The organism is Diaphorobacter sp. B2A2W2 (assembly GCF_056730635.1).
Window position 1 is genome coordinate 21,692 of record NZ_JBWZOR010000016.1, and the last position, 23,193, is coordinate 44,884.

The following is a 23,193-nucleotide window of genomic DNA, read 5'->3' on the forward strand; positions in this document are numbered from 1 at the left end:
GCCATGAAGATTACCTTTTGCTGTACCGATACCAAGGCCGAACCCTGGCTGCAGGGGCTGGCCGCCGCCCTGCCGGGAGCCGACATTACCGTCTGGCAGCCCGGAGCCCCGCAGGCCGACTACGCCGTGGTCTGGGCACCGCCCCAGCAGTTCATCGACGAACAGCCCGCTTTGCGGGCGCTGTTCAACATCGGTGCGGGGGTGGATGCGCTGCTCAAGCTGCGCCTGCCGCCGTCCGTGCGCGTCGTGCGTCTGGATGACGCCGGCATGGCCGTGCAGATGGCCGAATACGTGTGCCACGCGCTGATCCGGCATTTCCGCGAGTTTGACCAGTACGAGGCCGCCATGCAGGCGGGCCAGTGGAGCTACCGCAAGCCGCGCCTGCGCCAGGACTTTCCTGTGGGCGTGATGGGCCTGGGCGTACTGGGCGAGCGCGTGGCGCGCGCGGTGGCGCAGTTCGACTTTCCCGTGCTCGGCTGGAGCCGCAGTCCGAAGCAGATGGCGGGCGTGCGCTGTTTCAGTGGGCAGGAGGGCTTCAACGAGTTCCTGGCCGCTACCCGCGTGTTGGTCAATCTGCTCCCGCTCACGCCCGAGACGCAGGGCATCATGAACCGCGACACGCTGGCCCGCCTCCTGCCCGGCGCCTACGTGATCAATGTGGCGCGTGGCGCGCACCTGGTCGAGGAGGACCTGCTCGCGCTGATCGACGCAGGCCATGTGGCGGGCGCCACGCTGGACGTGTTCCGCACCGAGCCGTTGCCTGCCGGGCATCCCTTCTGGGGACATCCCAAGATCACCCTCACACCCCACACTTCGGCACGCACGCTGCGCGACGAGAGCATCGCCCAGATCGCCGGCAAGATCGCGGCGCTCGCGCGCGGCGAGGCCGTGGCCGGCGTGGTGGATGCCGGACGCGGCTACTGACGAATCCCTCACCCAAGGACACCCACCGATGAACCCGAACATCCCCTCCCGCGTCAAGCTTGTGGACGTGGGCCCGCGCGACGGGCTGCAAAATGAGAAGCAGCCGGTGCCGGCGGCCGTCAAGATCGAATTGGTGCACCGCCTGCAGCAGGCGGGCCTCAAGGAAATCGAGGTCACCAGCTACGTTTCTCCGAAGTGGGTGCCGCAGATGGCCGACAACCATGAGGTCATGCAAGGCATTACACGCGTGCCCGGCGTGCGTTATTCGGTACTGACGCCCAACCTGAAAGGCTGGGAGGCGGCCGTGCTCGACAAGCCTGACGAGATCGTGGTCTTCGGCGCCGCCAGCGAGGCCTTCAGCCAGAAGAACATCAACTGCAGCATTGCCGAGAGCATCGAGCGCTTCGCTCCCGTGGTCGAAGCCGCGCGCGCCGCTGGCGTGTATGTGCGTGGCGCCATGAGCTGCACCGTGGGCTGCCCCTACGAGGGCGAGATTGCACCCGAGCGCGTGGAATACCTGGCCGGGCTCATGAAGGGCATCGGCGTGCAGCACATTGGGGTGGCCGACACCATTGGCGTGGGTACGCCGCGCAAGGTGCAACGCGCCATCGAGGCAACGCTCAAGCACTACGACCTGAACGACGTGTCCGGCCACTTTCACGACACCTACGGCCAGGCGCTGGCCAACACGCTGGCGGCGCTGGAGCTGGGCGTGTGGCAGTTCGACACGTCTGTGGCCGGCCTGGGCGGCTGTCCCTATGCCAAGGGCGCCACGGGTAACGTGGCCACCGAGGACGTGGTCTACATGCTGCACGGCATGGGCATCGAGACCGGTATCGATCTGGACCAGCTGATCGACGCCGGCGCCTACATCAGCGACTTCCTGGGCCGCAAGCCGCAGTCGCGCGTGGCCGTGGCGGTGCTCACCAAGCGCAAGGGCTGAGCGGCCACCCGGCGTCAGGCCAACGGCAGAGCCGGCGCTGCCGGGTGCTGCGCCGCGTCCTTGTGCGCCTGCTTGGCCTGGTACATGCGCTGGTCGGCGCAGCGCATCAGCTCCGTCAGCGTGGGGCCGTCCTGCGGGCTGTGCGCAACGCCCGTGCTGACGCCCACGCACAGTTCCTGGTGCTGGAAGTACACCGGCTGGCAGATAGCCAACTCCAGATGCTTGACCAGCGCCGTCAGGTCGTCGCCCGCGGGCGCGTGGGCCAGCATGACCACGAACTCGTCACCGCCCAGCCGGGCCACGATGTCGCCGGACCGCGTGTGCGTCTGCAGCCGTGTGGCAACGGCGCGCAGCACCTCGTCGCCGGCGTCATGGCCATAGGTGTCGTTGATGGGTTTGAAGCGGTCCAGGTCGAGCAGCAGCAGGGCGTGCGTGCCCCCTTCCGACAGCAGTTGCGTTGCGCCCTGGGTCAGCCCCATGCGGTTGGTCAGGCCCGTGAGAGGGTCGGTGGTCGCGGCCTTGGCCAGATGGTCCGCGCGCAGCCGCAGGGCGATCTGGGAGGCGTTCAGGCTGTCGATGCGGGTGCTCAACGCAACGGCGAACGCCACCATCTCGGCCGCCACGCCGATCTGCAGGCCGTTGGCCAGCATGAAAGGCGCGTCGATCACCTTCCAGTTGCTCAGCACCACGCCGGCCACCGTGACGAACAGCAGCGCCTGCGCGCCCAGGTACCAGCGCGCGGGCGTGAAGCCTCGGCGCAGCACCAGAATGGCCGCGAGCGACGCGGCCGCGATGCCGGCGCTGGCCAGCAGTTCGTTCTGCGTCTGGGCGATGGCAAATTGCCCGAGCCCGCCGAGCACGGCGGTGAGCGCCGCCAGCAGGCCGATTGCCACCAGCACTCCGTCCATCAAGGGCGTCTGCCGGGTGTCCAGGAAACTGCGCGTGAACAGCGCGCCGAAGAACAGCCACAGGCTGGGCAATACGAAATAGCTGCGCTCCTGCCACCACGGCGCGTCGCCCCACAGGTAATGGGCCGTGTGGCCGTTGAAGGTGGCCAGCGTCAACAGCGCGAAGATGCACTGGCCGACGTAGAAGGTGTACGTGGTGTCCCGGAAGATGCCCACGAGCGTGAGGTTGTAGACCAGCAGTGCGATCAGGATGCCGTAGCAGATGCCGTCGAACAGCCGCTTGTGCTGGCGCCATTGCAGGTATTCGGCCGTGTCCCAGACGGACAGGTCGAAGGACGGCGCCGTCTCGCTGTACAGCCGGGCGTAGACCGTGTAGGTGCCCGAGCCCGGGGGCTGCAGGCGCGTGAGGTAGCGCTCGCTGCCCAGGGGCCGCGTGGCGAAGGGCTGCGCCAGGCCCGTATGCACTGGCGGCGCAAGCGCCGTACCCGACGCATCGAACGGGCCGTAGAACCGCACGTCCTGCAAAGACGTGGTCTGGGTGGCCAGCACCCAGTCGCCGCTGGCCGCGCGCTGCTCCAGGACCACTTTGAACCAGTGGTAGGCCGGTGTGGCCCCGCGCAGCGGCATGCGGGGGGGCGGGCCGAAGCGCGCATCGGTAGCCGCTGCGCGCACATCGTCGATGGTGAGGGTGCCCAGGTCGTCCACGAGCCACAAAAGCTGGCCGGTGCTTCCCAGCGATAGGCCCTTGCGGTGATCGTCCAGCACCGCAGGGGCGCCACCGGCCCAGGCCAGTTTGCCGACGAGAAGCCACAAGAGCAGGCAGGCGCGAAGCAGGTTCATGGACAATGGATGGCAGCTATCACACTGTAACCCCGCCTGGGGCTTGTGGCTGCGCCGAGGCACTCCGCATCCGTGCGTGCGCTTCGCCGTCCCAGGCCCCGCATTGCCCTGTTATGCACGCATTACCTGAAAGCACCCAGCGGGTGGCTGCCGAGTTGCAGCGCCTGCGCCACCCCCACGCGCCGCGCATGCTTGACGACGCCGCGCGCACCGCGCAGCAGGCGGCTGACGGGCTGGGCGTGGCGCTGGGGCAGATCGCCAAGAGCATCATCTTCCGGCGCAAGAGCGATGATGCAGCCGTGCTGGTCGTTACCTCCGGCGACCGGCGCGTGGACGAGAAGAAGGTCGACGCCCTCGTGGGCAAGACGGGCCGCGCCGACGCGGAATTCGTCAAGGCCAAGACCGGCTTCGCCATCGGCGGCGTCTCGCCCGTGGCCCATTCCACCGCGCCTGTCACCCTCATCGACCGCGAGCTGTTCCGCTTCGATGTGATTTGGGCTGCCGCCGGCCATCCCCACGGCGTGTTCCAGTTGAGCCCGCACGATCTGCAGCGGCTCACCGGTGCCCCGGTGGCCGACGTGGTGCAGGAGATCAGCGCATGAGCTACGCCGCAGTGAATGCTTCTGAATTGATAGCTGCTCGCGCTGGTGAAATAAGCGCTAGAGGCCAATTTGGCTTAAATTCCCAGGAGCCGGTTCCGTCGCCCTGTGTGTCGGTCTGCCGCATGACGGCCGACCGCAGCCATTGCGAGGGGTGCTTCCGTACGATCGACGAGATCCGCGCCTGGTCGCAAGCCGATGGCGCCGCGCGCCGCGCGATCTGGACCGCCGCATTGCAACGCGCGGGGGTGGACCTTCCCGAAGAGCTGGAGCCACTGGCATGAAGCACATCACGTTCTACCTGGATTTCGTCTCGCCGTACGCGTGGCTGGCCTTCGAGCGGCTGCCGCAGGTACTGGAGGGGCTGAGCTACCACCTGCACTACAAGCCGGTGTTGTTGGGCGCGCTGCTGCAGCAGCATGCCAACCCCGGGCCGGCCGGCGTGCCGCCCAAGCGCGACTGGACGTACCGGCACGCCACCTGGCTGGGCCATGCGCTGGGCTGCGGTCTGGACATGCCGGCGCGCCACCCCTTCAATCCGCTGCCGTTGCTGCGCCAGGCGCTGGCGTGCAGCGACGATGGCACGGTCAACCGCTATGTCGCCGGCACCGTGCTGCGGCATGTCTGGCTGGGTGGGCAGGATGCGCTGGACCCCGCGCGCCTGGACGTGCTGGCGCAGGCCCTGGCAGAGCAGTTGCGGCCCGACGCCGAAGGCGCGGGCGCCCTGCCCAAGGCCCTGCTGCGCGCCAACACGGACGAGGCGTCGGCCCGTGGCGTGTTTGGCGTGCCGGCCTTTGAGGTGGAGGGGCGCCTGTTCTGGGGGCTCGACAGCCTGCCTATGTTGCGCGCCTACCTGGACGGCGACGCGTGGTTTGACGGGCCGGCATGGGATGCGGCCCCCGCGGTGCCATCGGGCCTGCCTTCCGTGCGCTGAAGCGCATTCCTCGGCGGCGGCCGACGGGGCCGCGGCAGGCGTTCCAAGGCGCCGCAGACAGCGTTCTGCGGCGCCTTTTTGCATGGGGCCGTGCCCAGCACTGTGCGGCGGGTATGGGTTTGTCATGCGTCAAGGGTTTGTCCTAGGGAGGGCAAACCCTGGCGAAAAACTGCGGGGTTACCCGTGTCTGGTGCCGTGCGCGGGACTCACCGCAGCCTCGCGCAGTTCAATTTTTCGCATCAAGAAAAACGATCTGCGGGTTGCCACGGAGTTTGTCAGATGGCCGTAAGACTGGGGGGCGGCAGCGTTTGGCGCATGTCAGCTTTCGGTCAGATGGCGGCCCGATATTGCGTCGCAAGCACCGCAGAGTGCTTCAGATCGTCGGTTTTTCGCGCTTTCTTACGCGCATTTTCGATTCCATCCCAATAAGCAGGAGACAGCATTCATGGCTACCAGCACTGCATACGCCGGCCGCCCCGGCGCTGCCGCCCGACCGATGTCGGCGGAAGAAAAGAAGGTGATCTTCGCCTCGTCCCTCGGCACCGTGTTCGAGTGGTACGACTTCTACCTCTACGGCTCGCTCGCGGCCATCATTGCCAAGCAGTTCTTCAGCGGGCTGGATGCTGGCGCGGCGTTCATCTTCGCGCTGCTGGCCTTCGCGGCCGGCTTCCTGGTGCGCCCGTTCGGCGCGCTGGTGTTCGGCCGCCTGGGCGACATGATCGGGCGCAAGTACACCTTCCTGGTGACCATCCTGATCATGGGCATCTCGACCTTCATCGTCGGCGTGCTGCCCAGCTACGCCAGCATCGGCATCGCGGCACCGGTCATCCTGATCGCGCTGCGCATGCTGCAAGGCCTGGCGCTGGGCGGTGAATACGGCGGTGCGGCCACCTACGTGGCCGAGCACGCGCCCCATGGCCGCCGCGGTGCCTACACCTCGTGGATCCAGACCACGGCCACGCTGGGCCTGTTCCTGTCGCTGCTGGTGATTCTGGGCACCCGCACCATACTGGGCGAGCCCGTGTTCAACGACTGGGGCTGGCGCATTCCGTTCCTGGTGTCCATTCTGCTGCTGGGCATCTCGGTGTGGATTCGCCTGTCGCTGTCCGAGTCGCCGGCCTTCCAGAAGATGAAGGCCGAGGGCAAGACGTCGAAGGCGCCGCTGTCCGAGTCGTTCGGCGAATGGAAGAACCTGAAGATCGTGATCCTGGCGCTGGTGGGCCTGACCGCCGGCCAGGCAGTGGTGTGGTACACGGGCCAGTTCTATGCGCTGTTCTTCCTGATGCAGCAGCTCAAGGTGGATGCCGTCACGGCCAACCTGATGATCGCTGCCGCGCTGCTGATCGGCACCCCGTTCTTCGTGGTGTTCGGCTCGCTGTCCGACAAGATCGGCCGCAAGCCCATCATCATGCTGGGTTGCGTGCTGGCCGTGCTGACCTACTTCCCGGCCTTCAAGATGCTGACGGAAGCCGCCAACCCCGACCTGGCAAAGGCCCAGGCAACGGCGGGTGTCGTGGTGACTGCCGATCCCGCCACCTGCTCGTTCCAGGGCAACCCCGTGGCACGCGAGATCGACTTCAAGAGCTCCTGCGACATCGCCAAGCGCTACCTGGTGCAGAATTCGGTGAGCTATGACAACGCCGCAGGCGCACCCGGCTCCCAGGCCGTGGTGAAGATCGGCGACAAGGTCGTTACGGCACCCAGCGGCACCGTGGTCAACCACAAGTTCGACGAGGCAAGCGTGAAGGCCATCGCCGCCTTCAAGAAGGAGATGGCGGAAGACCTGAAGCTCGCCGGCTACCCCTCCAAGGCCGATCCCGCCAAGATGAACAAGGTGATGATGATCGTCATCCTGACGTATCTGGTGATCCTGGTGACCATGGTCTACGGCCCCATCGCGGCCATGCTGGTGGAACTGTTCCCCACGCGCATCCGCTATACCTCCATGAGCCTGCCGTACCACATCGGCAATGGCTGGTTCGGCGGCCTGCTGCCCACGACATCGTTCGCCATCGTGGCGTCCACCGGCAATATGTATAACGGCTTGTGGTACCCCATCATCATCGCCGGCATGACGGCAGTGATCGGCACGCTGTTCATCCGCGAAACCAAGGACGTGGACATCTACGCCAACGACTGACGTCGTTCCGCTCTTTTGTCAGGGTTTTCCCTGACTAAACCCTGCCGCCACACCTTTGCCTGTGCGAAAGTGTGGCGGCAATACGTCAGGGGTATTACAGGCGGGACTTTCCCCTGCGTTGGCCCAGATGGTTACACCTAGAATTTGCGCCGTAGCTGCACATTGTGCTAACCGGCTCCCTGCGGGCGGCGAGCTGTGCCTACCACAACTGATGGACACAAGCATTCAAGGAACTCAAATGCAAAAACCAAGTCGTTTGCTGCTCGCTACCCTGGCTCTGCTGGGTACTTCCGCTGTTTTCGCGCAAAGCAGCGTGACCCTGTACGGCCGCGTGAACACGTCGGTGGAACGCCAGAAGGTCGGCGGTACCAGCAACACCGTCATGCAGAACAACTCCTCGCGCTTCGGCTTCAAGGGCACTGAGGACCTGGGCGGCGGCCTGAAGGCCGGCTTCCAGCTGGAAAGCGGCTTCAACTCCGATACCGGCACGGGCTCGGGCTGGACCCACCCCACCACCGGCATGACCTTCGCCCGCCAGAGCGAAGTGAACCTGTCCGGCGGCTTCGGCATGATCCGCCTGGGCAACTTCATGCCCGAGTCGTACTACGCTACGGCCGACTACGTGAGCATGCACAACCATGACACGGGCACGTCTTCGGACGCTCTGTACTACGATCCCGTGTGGTTCGGCGGCCTGAGCACCACCAACAAGATCGGCTATCGCACGCCCAGCTTCGGTGGGCTGACGGTGGACGCTTCCGTCTCGTTGCATGAGAAAAACGCTGCCATTCCGCAAAAGAATGGCTATGACCTGGCTGCCAACTACAACATCGGCGCGCTGAACCTGGGCGCCGGCTACAGCCAAGTGGACAGCAATCGCCAGCTGGGCCTGCGCGCGTTGTACACCTTCGGCCAGTTCGTCGTGGGTGGCTACTACCAGCGTAACAAGGACGACAACCAGCTCCTCGCCACGGGCGCAGGCAACCGCAACAACTTCCGCCTGGCGGGCGCCTACATGATGGGTGCTTCCGAGTTCCACGTGAACGTGGGCCGCGCCGGCAAGTGGAGCGACATTGCCGACAGCTCCGCTACGCAGTGGACCCTGGGCTACAACTACAACTTCAGCAAGCGCACCAAGGTGTACGCTTTCTACACGAAGGTGGACAACAAGGCAGGTGCTACCTACATGACGGGCGCCGCTGGCCAGGACTTCAGCTCGCTGGCGCTGGGCGTTCGCCACAACTTCTGATGCACCGGCAGCGTAAGCTGCCTGCAATGCAAGCCTGATTCAATGGAGTCGGGCTTGCGATCAGACAGGCCTCACACGATGGTGTGAGGCTTTTTTATTGGTGCCGCCCTTTTCCGTCGACAACAATTTTCAGGAGATGAGCATGTGGAAGATCGTGGTGGGTTTCGTGGTGTTCGCAGTGATCATGCTGTTCGTGATCATGAAGGCAGGAGACCAGGTGGACATGAGCGGTGAAAAGCATGGGGTGGAAGCGACGCACGTGCCCGAGTCCGCAGCCGCTCCCGCGTCCGGCGCCAGCGCAGCGCAGTGAACTGGCCCCACCCATCCAAAACGCGGAGCCAGGCTCCGCGTTTTGGATGGGGCGGTGGACTCCGCCGCCGTGGCGTTACGGCCCGCTCAGCGCTGGAACCGGCCGTCCGCTCCGATGATGGACAGGTCGGCGAAGTCCAGCCCCGAGTGTTCCTTTGCGCTGTAGGAAAGCTCCAGGCCCCCCAGGTCGAATTTGCTCAGGCTTTCCAGGGCCGCGTGCAGCCGTGCACGGTCCGGCTTGGGGCCGGCGCGGCGCAGGCCCTCGGCCAGCACCTTGGCGTTCACGAAGCCCTCGACCATGGCCGGAGTGAGTTCCTTCAGCCCTTGCGCCTTCGCCAATTCCAGGGCTTCCTTGATCACCGGGTAGTTCAGCGACCGCTCGGACGGAAAGACCTGCGTGACGATGACGCCGCGGGCCTGGTCGCCCAGCGCCTTGGTGAAGCCCCCCGACGCATTGTTTGACAGCGTGACGATCTGCCCGCCCACGCCGGCCGCGCGCAGTGCCTTGATGCCGTCCACGACCGCCGCGCCGGTGCCGATGAAGATGACGGCCTGGGGATCCTGCGCACGCACGCGCGGGGCGATGGCTGAGAAATCTGGCTTCGCCCGGTCGAACTTCTCCACGAACAAGGCGGGCAGCTTGTTGTTCTGCAGGCCCTTTTGCGCACCTGCCAGGCCGTCCTGGCCGAAGGCGTCGTCCACATGCACGATGCCGATGCGCTGAACTCCCAGCAGCGCAAGGTGGGCGATGGCTTTCTGCACCTCGCGCTGGTAGGGCGCGCGGACGTTGAAGATATTGCGGGAAACGGGCTGGTGTAGCGCCATGGCGCCCGTGGAGGGCCCCACCAGCGGCACGCCGTACTTGTCCAGCAGCGCAACGATGCCCTGGGTGTGGGGCGTGCCGCGCGTCATGAACAGTGCCAGCACACCCTTGTCCTCGATGAGCGTGCGGGCGTTGTCCTGCGTTAGCTTGGGATCGAATTTGTCGTCGAGTGCGACGAGCTCGATCTTCTGCCCGTTCACGCCGCCGCGGGCGTTGACATGGTCCAGGTACAGCGACGCGCCCAGCATCGATTCCTTGACGGTTGCCGCCGCGGACCCGGTGATGCCGACGGTCTGACCCACGAGCAACTGCGCGTGGGCCAATGATGAGGCCGCACTGACCACCGCAAGGGCGCACGCTGCGCCCCACTTTTTCCAATGTGTCTTCATGAGGTGTCTCTTCCCTGTGTATTTGCGCGTGAGTGCGAGCAGGGGCGAGTGTATCGGCGGCAGCCTACGCTGGAATGACGTGCCGCAGACGCCGCGCGATCACCCAGGCGGCGTCTGACCTCATGAAAGGGGTTTCAGCGGCGGAACTTGCCGTCCGTGCCGATGATGGAAAGATCGGCGAAATCCAGGCCCGTGTGATCGTCGGGGCCGTAGGAGATGTCCAGCCCGCCCAGATCGAACTTCTGGATGGATTCCAGGGCCGTCTGAATCTTCTCGCGCGACGGCTTCGGGCCGGCGCGGCGCAGGCCTTCGACCAGCACCTTGGCGGCGGCAAAACCTTCGAGCATGGCCGGGCTGACCTCGGTCATTCCCTTGGCCTTGGCCAGGTCGATGGCTTCCTTGACCAGCGGGAAGGTCAGGCTGCGCTCGTTCGGGTAGACCTGCGTGACGATCACGCCGCGGGCATTTTCGCCCAGGCTCTTGATGAAGCCGCCCGAGGCATTGTTGGACAGCGTGACCACCTGTGCCGTGGAGCCCGCCTGGCGCAGCGCGTTGTAGCCATCCACCACCGACGTGCCCGAGGCGACCATCAGGACGGCCTGGGCCTGCGCCTGGGAGATCTTGGCCACCAGCGGGGTGAAGTCCGGCTTGGCGCGATTGAACTTCTCCAGCACCACGGGCTGCAGCTTGGCCTGGGTCAGGCCTTTCTGCGCGCCCGTGACGCCATCGGCGCCGAAGCTGTCGTCCGCATACAGCACGGCGATGCGCGTGATGCCCATCGAGGCCAGGTGGGTCATGGCCTTCTCGGCCTCGCGCTGGTAGGTGGCGCGCACGTTGAAGATGTGCTTGCGCACCGGCTGGTGCAGCACCATGGCGCCCGTGGACGGGCCCACCAGGGCCACGCCATGCTTGTCCAGGTGCGGGATCATGGATTCGGTGTGGGGCGTGCCGCGCGTGAGGAACATGACATGCACGTTCTTGTCCTCGATCAGCGTGCGCGCGTTCTCGCCGGCGGTCTTGGGGTCGAACTTGTCGTCCATCGAGATCAGTTCGATCTTCTGCCCGTGCACGCCGCCCTTGCCATTGACCGCGTCCAGGAACAGCTTGGCGCCCTGCGTGGTCTCCTGCACCCCTGCGGCCACCTGGCCGGAAAACCCGGCCGTCTGCCCCACCAGGATCTGTGCATGGCTTGCGCCCAGCGTTGCGCCCAGGACCAGGGCGGCCCCCCATTTATGCCATGGCTGCATGGCGTCTCCTCTCTTTGGTTGTTGGTGCGGCGCAGTCTAACGGATAGGGCCGGATGCGCCATCACCTGCGTGACCGGCTGTGGTGTGGTGTCCACCCGGTCGATGCGGAATCCGGCTCGTCCCTAGAATGTTCCGCCTCATTGCAGAAAGACCCGCTCATGACCCAGGGACTGATCCGTATCCACGGCGCGCGCCAGCACAACCTCAAGAACATCGACCTGGACATCCGCACGGGCGAGCTCACCGTGGTCACCGGTCCCAGCGGCTCCGGCAAGTCCAGCCTGGTGTTCGACACGCTGTATGCCGAGGGCCAGCGCCGCTACGTGGAGACCTTCAGCGCCTACGCGCGCCAGTTCCTGGACCGCATGGACAAGCCCGCCGTGGACAAGGTGGAGGGCGTGCCCCCGGCAATCGCCATCGACCAGACCAACCCGGTGCGCTCTTCGCGCTCCACCGTGGGCACGATGACCGAGCTGAACGACCACCTCAAGCTGCTGTTCGCGCGCGCCGGCCAGCTCTTCGACCGCGAGACGGCGCTGCCCGTGCGCCACGATTCGCCGGACACCATCCATGCCGAGTTGCAGCGGCGCTGCGCCGCCGAGGACGACCCGCGCATCGTGCTCACCTTTCCCGTGGAACTGCCCGCGGGCACCACCGCGGAACAGTTGGAGCAATGGCTGTCGGCGAGCGGCTTCACCAAGGTGCAGGCCGAGCGCGAGGTGGCCACGCCCACCGGCCCGCGCAAGCTGCTGGACGTGGTGGCCGACCGCTTCCGCATGGGCAACGTGGAGCGCGCGCGCGCGGTCGAGGCGATCGAGGTCGCGCTCAAGCGCGGCGGGGGGCGGCTCAATGTCTATCGCCTGCGGGACGATGGCGAAGCGGACCTGTGGAGCTTCTCCACCGGCCTGCATTGCCCCGAGAGCGACCTGCGCTACGCCGAACCCATCGCGTCCATGTTCTCGTTCAACTCCGCCGTGGGCGCCTGCGACACCTGCCGGGGCTTCGGCCGCGTGATCGGCGTGGACTACGGCCTGGTCATTCCCAACGACAAGCTCACGCTGCGCGCCGGTGCGATCAAGACCATCCAGACCCCCGCCTGGAAAGAAGCGCAGGACGACCTCATGCGCCACGCCGAGGCCGCCGGTATCCCGCGCGACACACCCTGGTACAAGCTCACCGCGGAGCAAAAGCACTGGGTGATCGAAGGCACACCCGGCTTCAAGAACGGCAACTGGAACAAGCAGTGGTACGGCATCCGCCGCTTCTTCGAGTACCTAGAGAGCAAGGCCTACAAGATGCATATCCGCGTGCTGCTGTCCAAGTACCGCAGCTACACGCCATGCCCGGTGTGCGCCGGCGCGCGACTGAAGACCGAGAGCCTGCTGTGGCGGCTGGGCAGCAAGGAGGACGCCGACGCCGTGCTCGACCCCGCGCAGCGCTTCCTGCCGCAGGGCGTGGCCTGGACGCGCGCGCAGCTGGAGGCGCTGCCCGGCCTGTGCCTGCACGACCTGATGTTGCTGCCCATCGACCGCCTGCGGCGCTTCTTCGCGCGCATGGCGGGTGTGCAGAATGCTCCTGTTTCAATAGCTGGTGGCGCTCTCCAGATAAGCGCTACAGGCCAAAACGACTCTCAGGCTGGCGATCGCCAGGCGCTGCAGTTGCTGCACGACGAGATCGCCACGCGCCTCAAGTACCTGTGCGACGTGGGCATTGGCTACCTCACGCTGGACCGGCAAAGCCGCACGCTGTCGGGCGGCGAGGTGCAGCGCATCAACCTGACCACGGCGTTGGGCACCTCGCTGGTGAACACGCTGTTCGTGCTGGACGAGCCCAGCATCGGCCTGCACCCGCGCGACATGCACCGCATCACCGAGGCCATGCTGCGCCTGCGCGACGCGGGCAACACGCTGGTGGTGGTGGAGCACGACCCCGCCGTGATGCTCGCGGCCGACCGCGTCCTCGACTTCGGCCCGGGTCCCGGCGAGCGCGGCGGGCAGATCGTGTTCGACGGCACGGTGGGCGAACTGCGCCGCGCGCCCACGCTGACCGGCCAGTACCTCGGCGGGCACAAACAGATCGGCACCGGGCTCAAGCGCCTGGTGACGGATGCCACGCCGCGCCTGGTGCTGGAGGGTGCGCGCGAGCACAACCTGCGCGATGTGAACGTGGAGTTCCCGCTGCAGCGCCTGGTCACCATCACCGGCGTGTCGGGCTCGGGCAAGTCCACGCTGATCCAGGACGTGCTGGCGCCCGCGCTCATGCGCTACTTCGGCAAGGCCACGGAGACGCCCGGCGCGCATGAGCGCCTGCTGGGTGCCGATCTTTTAAGCGACGTGGTGTTCGTGGACCAGTCGCCCATCGGCAAGACGGCGCGCTCCAACCCCGTGAGCTATGTGGGTGCGTGGGATGCCATCCGCGAGCTGTTCGCCGTGGCGCCGCTGGCCCGGGAGCGCAGCTACACCGCGGCCAAGTTCAGCTTCAACTCGGGCGACGGGCGCTGCCCCACCTGCGGCGGCTCGGGTTTCGAGCATGTGGAGATGCAGTTTCTGTCGGACGTGTACCTGCGCTGCCCCGACTGCGACGGCAAGCGCTACCGGTCCGAGATCCTGGAGGTGCGCATCGAACGCGGTGGCAGGCTGTTCAACGTGGCGGACGTACTGGATCTCACCGTGCACGAGGCGGCAGAGCTGTTTGCGAAAGACCGCGAGGTGATCCGCGCGCTGCAGCCCATCGTGGACGTGGGGCTGGAGTACGTGAAGCTGGGCCAGCCTGTGCCCACGCTGTCGGGCGGCGAGGCGCAGCGCTTGAAGCTGGCGGGCTTCCTGGCCGAGGCGGCCCGGAGCCAGGCCAAGTCGCGCCAGCCGCTGGCCCGCAAGGGCACGCTGTTCCTGTTCGACGAGCCCACCACCGGCCTGCACTTCGACGACATCGCCAAGCTCATGCGCGCGCTGCGCAAGCTGCTGGACGCGGGGCATTCGCTCATCGTCATCGAGCACAACCTGGACGTGATCCGCGCCAGCGACTGGCTCATCGACCTGGGGCCCGAAGGCGGCGACGCCGGCGGCCAGGTGGTGGCCGAGGGCGCACCCGAGGAGGTGCGTCAGCACCCCACGTCGCACACCGCGCAGGCGCTGCGCGAGTACGAACTGGCGCTGGGCGAGGGCGGCCATTCGGTGCACGAGCAGCAGGCGGTGCTACGAAAAGATAAGCTGCTCGCGCTGGATGGAAAAGCGCCAGAGGCCAAAAACGCCATAGAGATCGTGAACGCGCGTGAGCACAACCTGCGGCACCTCACGCTGGACATTCCGCGCGGCCGGTTCAACGTGATCACCGGCGTGAGCGGCTCGGGCAAGTCCACGCTGGCGTTCGACATCCTGTTCAACGAAGGCCAGCGCCGCTACCTGGAGAGCCTGAACGCCTACGCCCGCAGCATCGTGCAGCCGGCCGGCCGGCCCGAGGTGGACGCGGTGTACGGCATTCCGCCCACCGTGGCCATCGAGCAGCGTCTGTCGCGCGGCGGGCGCAAGAGCACCGTGGGCACGACCACCGAGGTGTGGCACTTCCTGCGTCTGCTGTATGTGAAGCTGGGCGTGCAGCACTGCGTGCACGACGGCGCGGCGGTGCAGCCACAGACCAGCGAGAGCATTGCCGCGCAGCTGCTGCGCGACTACCGCGGCCAGCACATTGGGCTGCTCGCGCCGCTGGTCGTGAACCGCAAGGGCGTCTATACCGAACTGGCCGACTGGGCGCGCCCGCGTGGCTACACCCACCTGCGCGTGGACGGCCACTTCCTGCCGACCGCGGGCTTTCCGCGCATCGACCGCTTCAAGGAGCACACCATCGAGCTGCCCGTGGCCAGCGTGGACGTGTCGCCGGAGCATGAAGACACGCTGCGCACGCAACTGTCCAAGGCGCTGGAGCTGGGCAAGGGCGTGGTGCATGTGCTGAGCGGCCTGGACGGCCTGCAGCAGGCGCTGCAGGACGGAGCGCCCACGGCGCACATCGGGCGGCTGCAGGTGTTTTCCACCAAGCGCGCCTGCCCCGTGTGCGCCACCAGCTATGCCGAGCTGGACCCGCGCCTGTTCTCCTACAACAGCAAGCATGGCTGGTGCCCCGACTGCGTGGGCACGGGCGTCAAGCTGACATCGGCGCAGCGCAAGGTGTTGGACGACTCCGTGCAGTCGGAGGACAACCGCGGCCGCGAGCAAACCTTTGCCGAGCCCGAGATGGAGGACGTGGCCGACGCCGCCTGTCCCACCTGCCAGGGCACGCGCCTGAACCCGGTGGCGCGCGCCGTGCAGTTCGCCGGCACGCCGATCACCGAGGTGGCGCGCCTGTCGGTGGCCGAAGTGCGGCAGTGGATCGCCGGGCTGCAGCTGTCGGGGCGCGAGGCGGAGATTGCGCGCGACCTTGTGCCCGAGATCCAGAGCCGGCTGGAATTCCTGGAGGAAGTCGGGCTGTCCTACCTCACGCTGGACCGCGGCGCGCCCACGCTCAGCGGCGGCGAGGCGCAGCGCATCCGCCTGGCGGCGCAGCTGGGCAGCAACCTGCAGGGCGTGTGCTATGTGCTGGACGAGCCGACCATCGGCCTGCACGCGCGCGACAACCAGATCCTGCTGAACGCCCTGCACAAGCTCGGCGACAAGGGCAACACCCTGGTGGTGGTGGAGCACGACGAGGACACCATCCGCCGCGCGGACCACATCATCGACATCGGCCCCAGCGCCGGCAAGCGCGGCGGGCGCCTGGTGGCCCAGGGCACGGTGGCCGACGTGCAGGCGGCCCCGGACTCGCAGACCGGCCGCTACCTGCTGCACGCCATGCGCCACCCGCTGCAGGCGCGTCGTCCGGTAGATGCTATTGAAAAAGTAGCTGATGGCGCCCATCTGGCGGGCTCTGGAGGCCAAAACGATGCGGAACCCCTGCGCTGGCTCACCGTGCACGGCGCGCACCTGCACAACCTGCAGCAGGTCACTGCACGCGTGCCGCTGCAGCGGCTGGTGGCCGTCACGGGCGTAAGCGGCTCGGGCAAGTCCACGCTGGCGCGCGACGTGTTGCTGGCCAACGTGGCCGCCTGGGTGGGCCAGCGCGCCACCAAGGCCGGGCGCGACGCCATGGATGCGGGCAAGGCGCCGCCGCTGGCCGGCTGCACCGGCCTGTCGGGCTTCGAGACCATCGACCGCGTGCTGGAGGTGGACCAGACGCCCATCGGCAAGACGCCGCGCAGCTGCCCCGCCACCTACATCGGCTTCTGGGACACCATCCGCAAGCTGTTCGCCGAGACCCTGGAGGCCAAGGCGCGCGGCTATGCGCCCGGGCGCTTCAGCTTCAACACCGGCGAGGGGCGCTGCCCGGCCTGCGAAGGGCAGGGCGTGCGCACCATCGAGATGAGCTTCCTGCCCGATGTGAAGGTGCCCTGCGAGGTCTGCCACGGCGCGCGCTTCAACCCCGAGACGCTGGCCGTCACCTGGCGCGGCAAGAGCATCGGCGATGTGCTGCAGATGGAGGTGGACGAGGCCGTGGAGTTCTTCGCCAGCATGCCCGGCATTGCCCACCCGCTGCAGCTCCTGAAGGACGTGGGCCTGGGCTACCTCACACTGGGCCAGCCCAGCCCCACGCTCAGCGGCGGCGAGGCACAGCGCATCAAGCTGGTGACCGAGCTCACCAAGGTGCGCGACGACGTAGGCCGGCGCGGGCAGAAAAGCCCGCACACGCTCTACGTGCTGGATGAGCCCACTGTGGGCCTGCACATGGCCGACGTGCACAAGCTCATCCAGGTGCTGCACCGCCTGGTGAACGGCGGCCACAGCGTGGTCGTGATCGAGCACGATCTGGACGTGATTGCCGAGGCCGACTGGATCATTGACCTGGGCCCCGAAGGCGGCAAGGACGGCGGGCGCATCGTGGCGGCAGCCACGCCCGAGGACGTGGTGCGCCAGGGCACGCACACCGGCAAGGCGCTGGCACCGGTGTTGGCGCGCTGACCGGGCCGCGGGGGCTTTTCCTACAGGGTGCGGCGTGCGTGGCTCACACGCCGCCCCTGGGCGCGCTTTCTAGGATCGAACCCATGTTGCCAGCACGCGTTGCTGGCGGTGTTCAACCTCCAACAGCACACAGCGCCATGAATACCTTTGTCAGAACCTCCTGCGCCGCGGCGGTGGCCGCCACTGCCCTTCTTCTCAGCGCCTGCGGCGGAGGCAACGACGACGATCCCACGCCCAGCGACCAACTGGGCGTGTTGACCGTCACCGGCTCCACCGTGGACGGCCTCAACGGGGTGTATGGCGACGGCAACATCAACCTTACCGATGTGGACAAGAAGAACCCCATCGGCTCCTACCCCGAGGTGTGCACCTTCCGCTTCGACGGTGCCAACCGCGTGGGCGGCAGCGGCCAGGCGTTTGGCGACATCCGCTACCAGCCCGATGCCACATCGGTGTACGAGGCCTTCTTCACCTTCATGGACCGCGAGTTCCGCGCCGACGACGGCTGGAGCGACGTGGCCGTGGTGCGCGACACCGATCGCATCCGCCTGGTCAACAAGACGCTGACGGCCACCGACGGCTCGGGCGCCCGGGTGACGGTTTCGGGCGTGATCCCCATGCGGCCCAACCGCCCGTCGGGCTGCTGAGCACCGCTTCCTCCCGCTCTTTTACGGCTCTCTTTTGCTTACCCCTCGCCCCTACTACGGGGTTTGCCCCGGCCCGCTACGGCGCCGGGGCTCTTTTTTGCGCGTGTTGCGCACGTAGTGGATGGGACAATGCGGTCCATGACCGCCACCACCGACACCCTCACGATCACCCGCCCCGACGACTGGCACCTGCACGTGCGCGACGGGGAGCCGCTGCGCACCGTGGTGCCGCACACGGCCGCGCAGTTCGGCCGCGCCATCATCATGCCCAACTTGCGACCGCCGGTGACCACAGCGCAGCAGGCCGCTGAGTACAAGCAGCGCATCCTCGCCGCCGTCCCCGAGGGGGTGGCCTTCGAGCCGTTGATGACGCTCTACCTCACCGACAACCTGCCGCCCGACGAGATCGCGCGTGCCAAGGATGCGGGCGTGGTCGCCGCCAAGCTCTACCCCGCAGGCGCCACCACCAACAGCGACGCGGGCGTGACCGATCTGCGCAAGACCTACAAGACGCTGGAGGCCATGCAGAAGGCGGGTCTGCTGCTGCTGGTGCATGGCGAGGTGACCAGCAGCGACATCGACCTGTTTGACCGCGAGGCGGTGTTCATCGAGAAGCAACTCATTCCGCTGCGCCGCGACTTCCCCGAACTGAAGATCGTCTTCGAGCACATCACCACGAAAGAGGCGGCGCAGTACGTGCAGGAGGCCGGCCGCTTCACGGCCGCCACCATCACCGCGCACCACCTGCTGTACAACCGCAACGCCATCTTCACCGGCGGCATCCGCCCGCACTACTACTGCCTGCCCGTGCTCAAGCGCGAGGTGCACCGCCAGGCGCTGGTGCAAGCGGCCACCAGCGGCAGCGACAAGTTCTTCCTGGGCACTGACAGCGCGCCGCACCCCGCGCACCTGAAGGAACATGCCACCGGCTGCGCGGGCTGCTATACCGCGCACGCCGCCATCGAGATGTACGCCGAGGCCTTCGACAACGCGGGCGCGCTGGACAAGTTGGAAGGCTTTACCAGCTTCCACGGCCCGGCGTTCTACGGTCTGCCGCGCAACACGGGCACGGTCACGCTGCGCCGCGAGAGCTGGACGCCGCCCGACAGCTTCGCCTTCGGCGAAGCCGCGCTCAAGCCGCTGCGCGCGGGCGAGGCGCTGCCCTGGCGCCTGGTGGCATAAAGGCGTCACAACCCACACAGGGGGAGGTCACCCATGGCGGAACGCCAATTGCGCATTGCGCTGCTGATCGACGCCGACAACGCGCCGGCCGACAAGATCGACGAGATCCTTACCGAACTGTCCACGCTGGGCGAGATCAACGTGCGCCGCGCCTACGGCAACTGGACCAAGTCCGGCCTGGGCGGCTGGCAGCAGCGGCTGCTGGAGTTCGCCATCCGGCCGATCCAGCAGTTCGACTACTCCAAGCGCAAGAACGCCACCGACATGGCGATGACGGTGGACGCGATGGAACTGCTCTATTCAGAGCGGCCCGACGCGTTCGGCATCGTGTCGTCCGACGCCGACTTCACCCCCTTGGTCATGCACCTGCGGGCCAAGGGCTCGGCGGTGTACGGCTTTGGCGCCGCGCAGACGCCCAAGCCTTTCGTGAACGCCTGCTCGCGTTTCCTGTACCTAGAGTCGCTGGTCAGCGAGGAAGACGCCGAGGGCGCAGCCCTGCCGGCCCGGCCCGAGGCCACGGCCGCGCCCGCGCAACCCGCCCCCGCCAAGACCGAGGACGTGCCCGCCCCCGGCGTGCCGCTGTGCCCCGCCACGCTGCGCGTGCCCACGGCCCAACTGCGCCAGGAAACGCGCCTCATGAACCTGCTGCGTGATGCCGTGCAGGCGTGCGCGGACGAAACCGGCTGGGCCCGCGTGGGTGCGGTGGGCACACAGATTGGCAACAAGACCTCGTTCGATGCCCGCAACTACGGCTATGCTTCGCTGTCCAAGCTGCTGGCGGCCACGCAGGCCTTCGAGTTCCGCGACGAGGGCACCTCGCGCGTGGCCGTGCGCGACAAGCGCGCGGCGCGTGCTCCGGCCCCGCCCGCCGGTGGGCCGGCCAGCACGTGAGCGAACCCTCCGCCGCGCAGGCGTTGGCGGCCATCGACTGGCAACGCCCCTGGCTTGCGCCGCTGGCGGTCCTGGGGCCACAGGTGGCGGCACGCGTGCAGGCCGGCGCCTGCGTGGCCGACGCGCTCAACGCTGCCATGGACTGCGCGGGGCTGGCGCCGGGTATTCGCTTCGCGCCGCAGCAGGCACTCCCAGCGGGCGAGGCCTATGAGCAGTTCGTCCATGGCCAGCGCCGCGTGCCCACGCGCGACAACCTGCATGACTTCTTCAACGGCCTGATCTGGCTGCACTACCCGGCTACCAAGCGGCGTCTCAACGACTTGCAGGCCCGCGCCATCGCTGCGCAGGGCGTGGGCGCGGTGCGCGGGCCGCTGCGTGACGCGGTCACGGTGTTCGACGAGAACGGCGCCGTGCTGCTGGCGCCGCAACCTCTGCACGAAGCCCTGGCCGCGCGCGAGTGGCGCCGGCTGTGCGTGGAACTGCGCCCGCTGTGGCGGCAGGCGCGGCTGCTGGTCCTGGGCCATGCCCTGCTGGAAAAGCTGGTGTCACCCCGAAAATCGATCACAGCGCACGTCTATCAAGCGCAGGCAGCTATCAAAAGCGAAGCAATGGCGGACCAGGCGCTGGCGCGAGACCTCAGCGCGCCATGGCTCGCGGCCAAGCCGTTCAATCCCCTGCCGGTTCTGGGTGTGCCGGGCTGGTGGCCCGAGAACGAGAACTTTTGCTTCTATGATGACTCCCTCGTTTTCCGCAGCGCGCGCGTCGCATAACGCAACCACAACAGGCGCACCCTTCGCTGCCCGCGCGGCTTGAAGCGCCGCGCTCCATCCCCAACTTGTTTTCTGCCCGCCGCGCCTGTCCGCGGCCTTACCGTCGCTTTCCACGGAGAAGCCATCGATGAAACGCATTGCGCTCTTTTTGCTGACCAACGTCGCCGTCGTGGTGGTGCTGGGCATCGTTGCCAGCCTGCTGGGCGTGAACCGCTACCTGACGGCCAACGGCCTGAACCTGGGCGCCCTGCTGGGCTTTGCCTTCATCATGGGTTTTGGCGGCGCCATCATCTCGCTCCTGATGAGCAAGCCCATCGCCAAGATGAGCATGGGCGTCACGATCATCAACGCGCCGCGCAACGGGGATGAGGCCTGGATCGTGGAGACCGTGCGGGCCTTCTCCGAAAAAGCCGGCATCCAGATGCCCGAGGTCGGCATCTACGAGGGCGAGCCCAATGCCTTCGCCACGGGCGCGTTCAAGAACTCGGCCCTGGTCGCCGTCTCCACGGGTCTCTTGCAGGGCATGACGCGCGAGGAGGTCGAGGCCGTGATCGGTCACGAGGTCGCGCACGTGGCCAATGGCGACATGGTCACCATGGCGCTGATCCAGGGCGTGATGAACACCTTCGTGGTGTTCCTGTCGCGCGTGATCGGCTACGCGGTGGACAGCTTCCTGCGCAGGAACGACGAGAACAGCTCGGGCCCCGGCATCGGCTACATGATCACCACCATCGTGCTGGACATCGTGCTGGGCTTCCTGGCTGCCATCATCGTGGCCTGGTTCTCGCGCCAGCGCGAGTTCCGCGCCGACGCCGGCGCCGCCCAGCTCATGGGGCGCAAGCAGCCCATGATCAACGCGCTGCACCGTCTGGGCGGCATGCGCCCGGGCGCCATGCCCCAGAGCCTGCAGGCCATGGGCATCACGGGCAACATCGGCAAGCTGTTCAGCTCGCACCCGCCCATCGAGGAGCGCGTGGCCGCACTGCAAAACAGCCAGAGCGCCTGATCCAGCGCGCGGTCTTTACCTTCGCTTCACAAGCCCCTGTCAACATCCGGCAGGGGCTTTTGCGTGTAAAGGCATGACTGCCAGGAATGCGCCATGACGATGAACTTCCCTGTTTCTCTGGGCATGCGCCGCGTGCTGCCAGCCGTGGCGCTGGCCAGCGCCATCGCGGCACTGACCGGCTGCGTGGTGGCGCCGGCGTATCCCGTCGTGCCGCAGGGCGAGGTGGTGTATGCGCCGGCGCCCCCGCCGCCGCTGCGCACCGAGGTGATTCCTGTCGCGCCCTCGCCGGTGCATGTGTGGATCAACGGTTACTGGGGCTGGGGTGGCGGGCGCTATGCATGGACGCCGGGCTACTGGGCCGTGCCGCCGCACCGCGGCCACGTGTGGCACCCCTACCGCTGGCAACAGGGCCCGCAGGGCTGGTACCGCGGCGGCGGGCGCTGGGGGCCGCGCTGAACCCGACCGGCGATCAACCGCCGGTCGCGGCTGCCTCTGGCGCCGCCTGCGGGGCGGGCGGCAGCGCACTGCGGCCGGCCTTGGCCAACAGGAAGTCGATGCAGGTGCGCACCGCGCGCGTCTGGTGCCGGTTGGGCATGTACAGCAAGTACATGTGGGTGCCGAAGATGCTCAGGCGGTATTCCTGCAGCGCGGTCAGCACCTCGCCGCTGGCGATCTTGTCCTGCACCACATAGTCCGGCACCACGCCCACGCCCAAGCCCGCCAACACACCCTGGCGCAGGAAGGGAAAGTGCTCGGAGATCAGTGTGGGCTCCAGCATCACCTCTTGCCGCTCCAGCCCCTGGTAGGCCGCCAGGCGCAATTGGCGCCCCATCACGCCGGCCGTGATCACCGGGGCATTGCGCAGCTCCAGCAGCGTGCGCGGCAGGCCGTGGCGCGCGGCGTAGTCCAGTGACGCGCAGGCCACATAGCGCACATCGCCCAGGCTGCGCGCCACCACCGACAGCGGCGGCTCCTGGATCACGCGGATGGCGATGTCCACCTCGTCGCGCAGGTTGTCGGCGCGGTTCTCGAACAGCACGTCCAGCACGATGCCTGGGTACAGCTGCTTGAACTCGATCAGCCAGTCGCTCATCACCATCTGGCCGTAGCCGCTGGGCACGCTGATGCCCACGCGCCCGCGCAGCTCCTGGCCCAGGCTGGTGATGGTCTCCTGTGCGGCGGCCAACTCGTTGCGCACATTGCGGCCATGTTCATACAGGCGCAGCCCCACCTCGGTGGGCTCCACGCGGCGCGTGGTGCGCTTGACCAACTGCACGCCCAGCGACTTCTCCAGCTGCGCCAGGTGGTAGCTGACGTTGGCGCGGGTCATCTTCAGCTTGCGCGCGGCCTGGCTCAGGTTGCCGCTGTCCACGATCTCCACCAGCAGGGTCAGGGCATTCAGATCCAT

19 protein-coding genes are annotated in these 23,193 nt (G+C 67.2%); 15 read left to right on the top strand and 4 right to left on the bottom strand.

The window, feature by feature from the left end; all coding sequences use genetic code 11:
• The first annotated feature begins 3 nt into the window (after nucleotides 1–3).
• A complete protein-coding gene (locus tag AC1PPL_RS18700; RefSeq protein ID WP_015914313.1) occupies nucleotides 4–924 on the top strand; it encodes a 2-hydroxyacid dehydrogenase in 921 nt (306 codons plus the stop codon).
• Nucleotides 925–952: 28 nt separating this feature from the next.
• Nucleotides 953–1,867, top strand: coding sequence for a hydroxymethylglutaryl-CoA lyase (locus tag AC1PPL_RS18705; RefSeq protein WP_287803308.1), 915 nt, complete (start codon nucleotides 953–955; stop codon nucleotides 1,865–1,867).
• 14 nt (nucleotides 1,868–1,881) lie between these two features.
• Here the strand turns inward: AC1PPL_RS18705 and AC1PPL_RS18710 are convergent, their stop codons facing one another.
• The gene (locus tag AC1PPL_RS18710) at nucleotides 1,882–3,615 is read right to left on the bottom strand and encodes a diguanylate cyclase (RefSeq protein ID WP_479973915.1); all 1,734 of its coding nucleotides are present in this window, start codon (nucleotides 3,613–3,615) and stop codon (nucleotides 1,882–1,884) included.
• 113 nt (nucleotides 3,616–3,728) lie between these two features.
• Between AC1PPL_RS18710 and AC1PPL_RS18715 the strand changes: the two genes are divergently transcribed.
• The 6 genes from AC1PPL_RS18715 to AC1PPL_RS18740 all read left to right on the top strand — a co-directional run bounded on the left by AC1PPL_RS18715 (nucleotide 3,729) and on the right by AC1PPL_RS18740 (nucleotide 8,847).
• Entirely contained in the window at nucleotides 3,729–4,217 is a 489-nt protein-coding gene (locus tag AC1PPL_RS18715) for a YbaK/EbsC family protein (RefSeq protein ID WP_015914310.1), read from the top strand.
• Complete coding sequence (locus tag AC1PPL_RS18720; protein ID WP_287923183.1) at nucleotides 4,214–4,498, top strand: DUF1289 domain-containing protein; 285 nt, start codon at nucleotides 4,214–4,216, stop codon at nucleotides 4,496–4,498. The genes AC1PPL_RS18715 and AC1PPL_RS18720 overlap by 4 nt, the downstream gene beginning before the upstream one ends.
• Entirely contained in the window at nucleotides 4,495–5,148 is a 654-nt protein-coding gene (locus tag AC1PPL_RS18725) for a 2-hydroxychromene-2-carboxylate isomerase (RefSeq protein ID WP_015914308.1), read from the top strand. Before AC1PPL_RS18720 ends, AC1PPL_RS18725 begins: the two co-directional genes overlap by 4 nt.
• 445 nt (nucleotides 5,149–5,593) lie before the next feature.
• Entirely contained in the window at nucleotides 5,594–7,288 is a 1,695-nt protein-coding gene (locus AC1PPL_RS18730) for an MFS transporter (protein ID WP_015914307.1), read from the top strand.
• 238 nt (nucleotides 7,289–7,526) lie between these two features.
• Nucleotides 7,527–8,537 (top strand): porin, encoded by a 1,011-nt coding sequence (locus tag AC1PPL_RS18735; RefSeq protein ID WP_196994932.1) that lies wholly within the window; start codon nucleotides 7,527–7,529, stop codon nucleotides 8,535–8,537.
• A gap of 142 nt (nucleotides 8,538–8,679) precedes the next feature.
• Nucleotides 8,680–8,847: a hypothetical protein gene (locus AC1PPL_RS18740; protein ID WP_172734575.1), complete on the top strand. Its 168-nt coding sequence runs from the start codon at nucleotides 8,680–8,682 to the stop codon at nucleotides 8,845–8,847.
• Between the two features lie 86 nt (nucleotides 8,848–8,933).
• On the opposite strand, the gene AC1PPL_RS18745 is transcribed toward AC1PPL_RS18740, so the two are convergent.
• The gene (locus AC1PPL_RS18745; RefSeq protein ID WP_479973916.1) at nucleotides 8,934–10,058 is read right to left on the bottom strand and encodes an ABC transporter substrate-binding protein; all 1,125 of its coding nucleotides are present in this window, start codon (nucleotides 10,056–10,058) and stop codon (nucleotides 8,934–8,936) included.
• 134 nt (nucleotides 10,059–10,192) lie between these two features.
• A complete protein-coding gene (locus AC1PPL_RS18750) occupies nucleotides 10,193–11,305 on the bottom strand; it encodes an ABC transporter substrate-binding protein (RefSeq protein ID WP_047350705.1) in 1,113 nt (370 codons plus the stop codon).
• Between the two features lie 158 nt (nucleotides 11,306–11,463).
• Here AC1PPL_RS18750 and uvrA point away from each other — a divergent pair, with 158 nt between their 5' ends.
• The 7 genes from uvrA to AC1PPL_RS18785 all read left to right on the top strand — a co-directional run bounded on the left by uvrA (nucleotide 11,464) and on the right by AC1PPL_RS18785 (nucleotide 22,241).
• Complete coding sequence (gene uvrA / locus AC1PPL_RS18755) at nucleotides 11,464–17,289, top strand: excinuclease ABC subunit UvrA (RefSeq protein ID WP_479973917.1); 5,826 nt, start codon at nucleotides 11,464–11,466, stop codon at nucleotides 17,287–17,289.
• A gap of 137 nt (nucleotides 17,290–17,426) precedes the next feature.
• Nucleotides 17,427–17,936 (top strand): hypothetical protein, encoded by a 510-nt coding sequence (locus AC1PPL_RS18760; RefSeq protein WP_088888312.1) that lies wholly within the window; start codon nucleotides 17,427–17,429, stop codon nucleotides 17,934–17,936.
• A gap of 138 nt (nucleotides 17,937–18,074) precedes the next feature.
• Complete coding sequence (gene pyrC / locus AC1PPL_RS18765) at nucleotides 18,075–19,118, top strand: dihydroorotase (RefSeq protein WP_479973918.1); 1,044 nt, start codon at nucleotides 18,075–18,077, stop codon at nucleotides 19,116–19,118.
• A gap of 33 nt (nucleotides 19,119–19,151) precedes the next feature.
• The gene (locus AC1PPL_RS18770) at nucleotides 19,152–20,009 is read left to right on the top strand and encodes an NYN domain-containing protein (RefSeq protein ID WP_479973919.1); all 858 of its coding nucleotides are present in this window, start codon (nucleotides 19,152–19,154) and stop codon (nucleotides 20,007–20,009) included.
• Nucleotides 20,006–20,779, top strand: coding sequence for a DUF3025 domain-containing protein (locus tag AC1PPL_RS18775; protein WP_479973920.1), 774 nt, complete (start codon nucleotides 20,006–20,008; stop codon nucleotides 20,777–20,779). Before AC1PPL_RS18770 ends, AC1PPL_RS18775 begins: the two co-directional genes overlap by 4 nt.
• Nucleotides 20,780–20,906: 127 nt before the next feature.
• Entirely contained in the window at nucleotides 20,907–21,785 is an 879-nt protein-coding gene (htpX, locus tag AC1PPL_RS18780; protein WP_015914297.1) for a protease HtpX, read from the top strand.
• A gap of 93 nt (nucleotides 21,786–21,878) precedes the next feature.
• A complete protein-coding gene (locus tag AC1PPL_RS18785) occupies nucleotides 21,879–22,241 on the top strand; it encodes a YXWGXW repeat-containing protein (protein ID WP_011806832.1) in 363 nt (120 codons plus the stop codon).
• Between the two features lie 13 nt (nucleotides 22,242–22,254).
• On the opposite strand, the gene AC1PPL_RS18790 is transcribed toward AC1PPL_RS18785, so the two are convergent.
• A complete protein-coding gene (locus AC1PPL_RS18790) occupies nucleotides 22,255–23,193 on the bottom strand; it encodes a LysR family transcriptional regulator (protein WP_287966200.1) in 939 nt (312 codons plus the stop codon).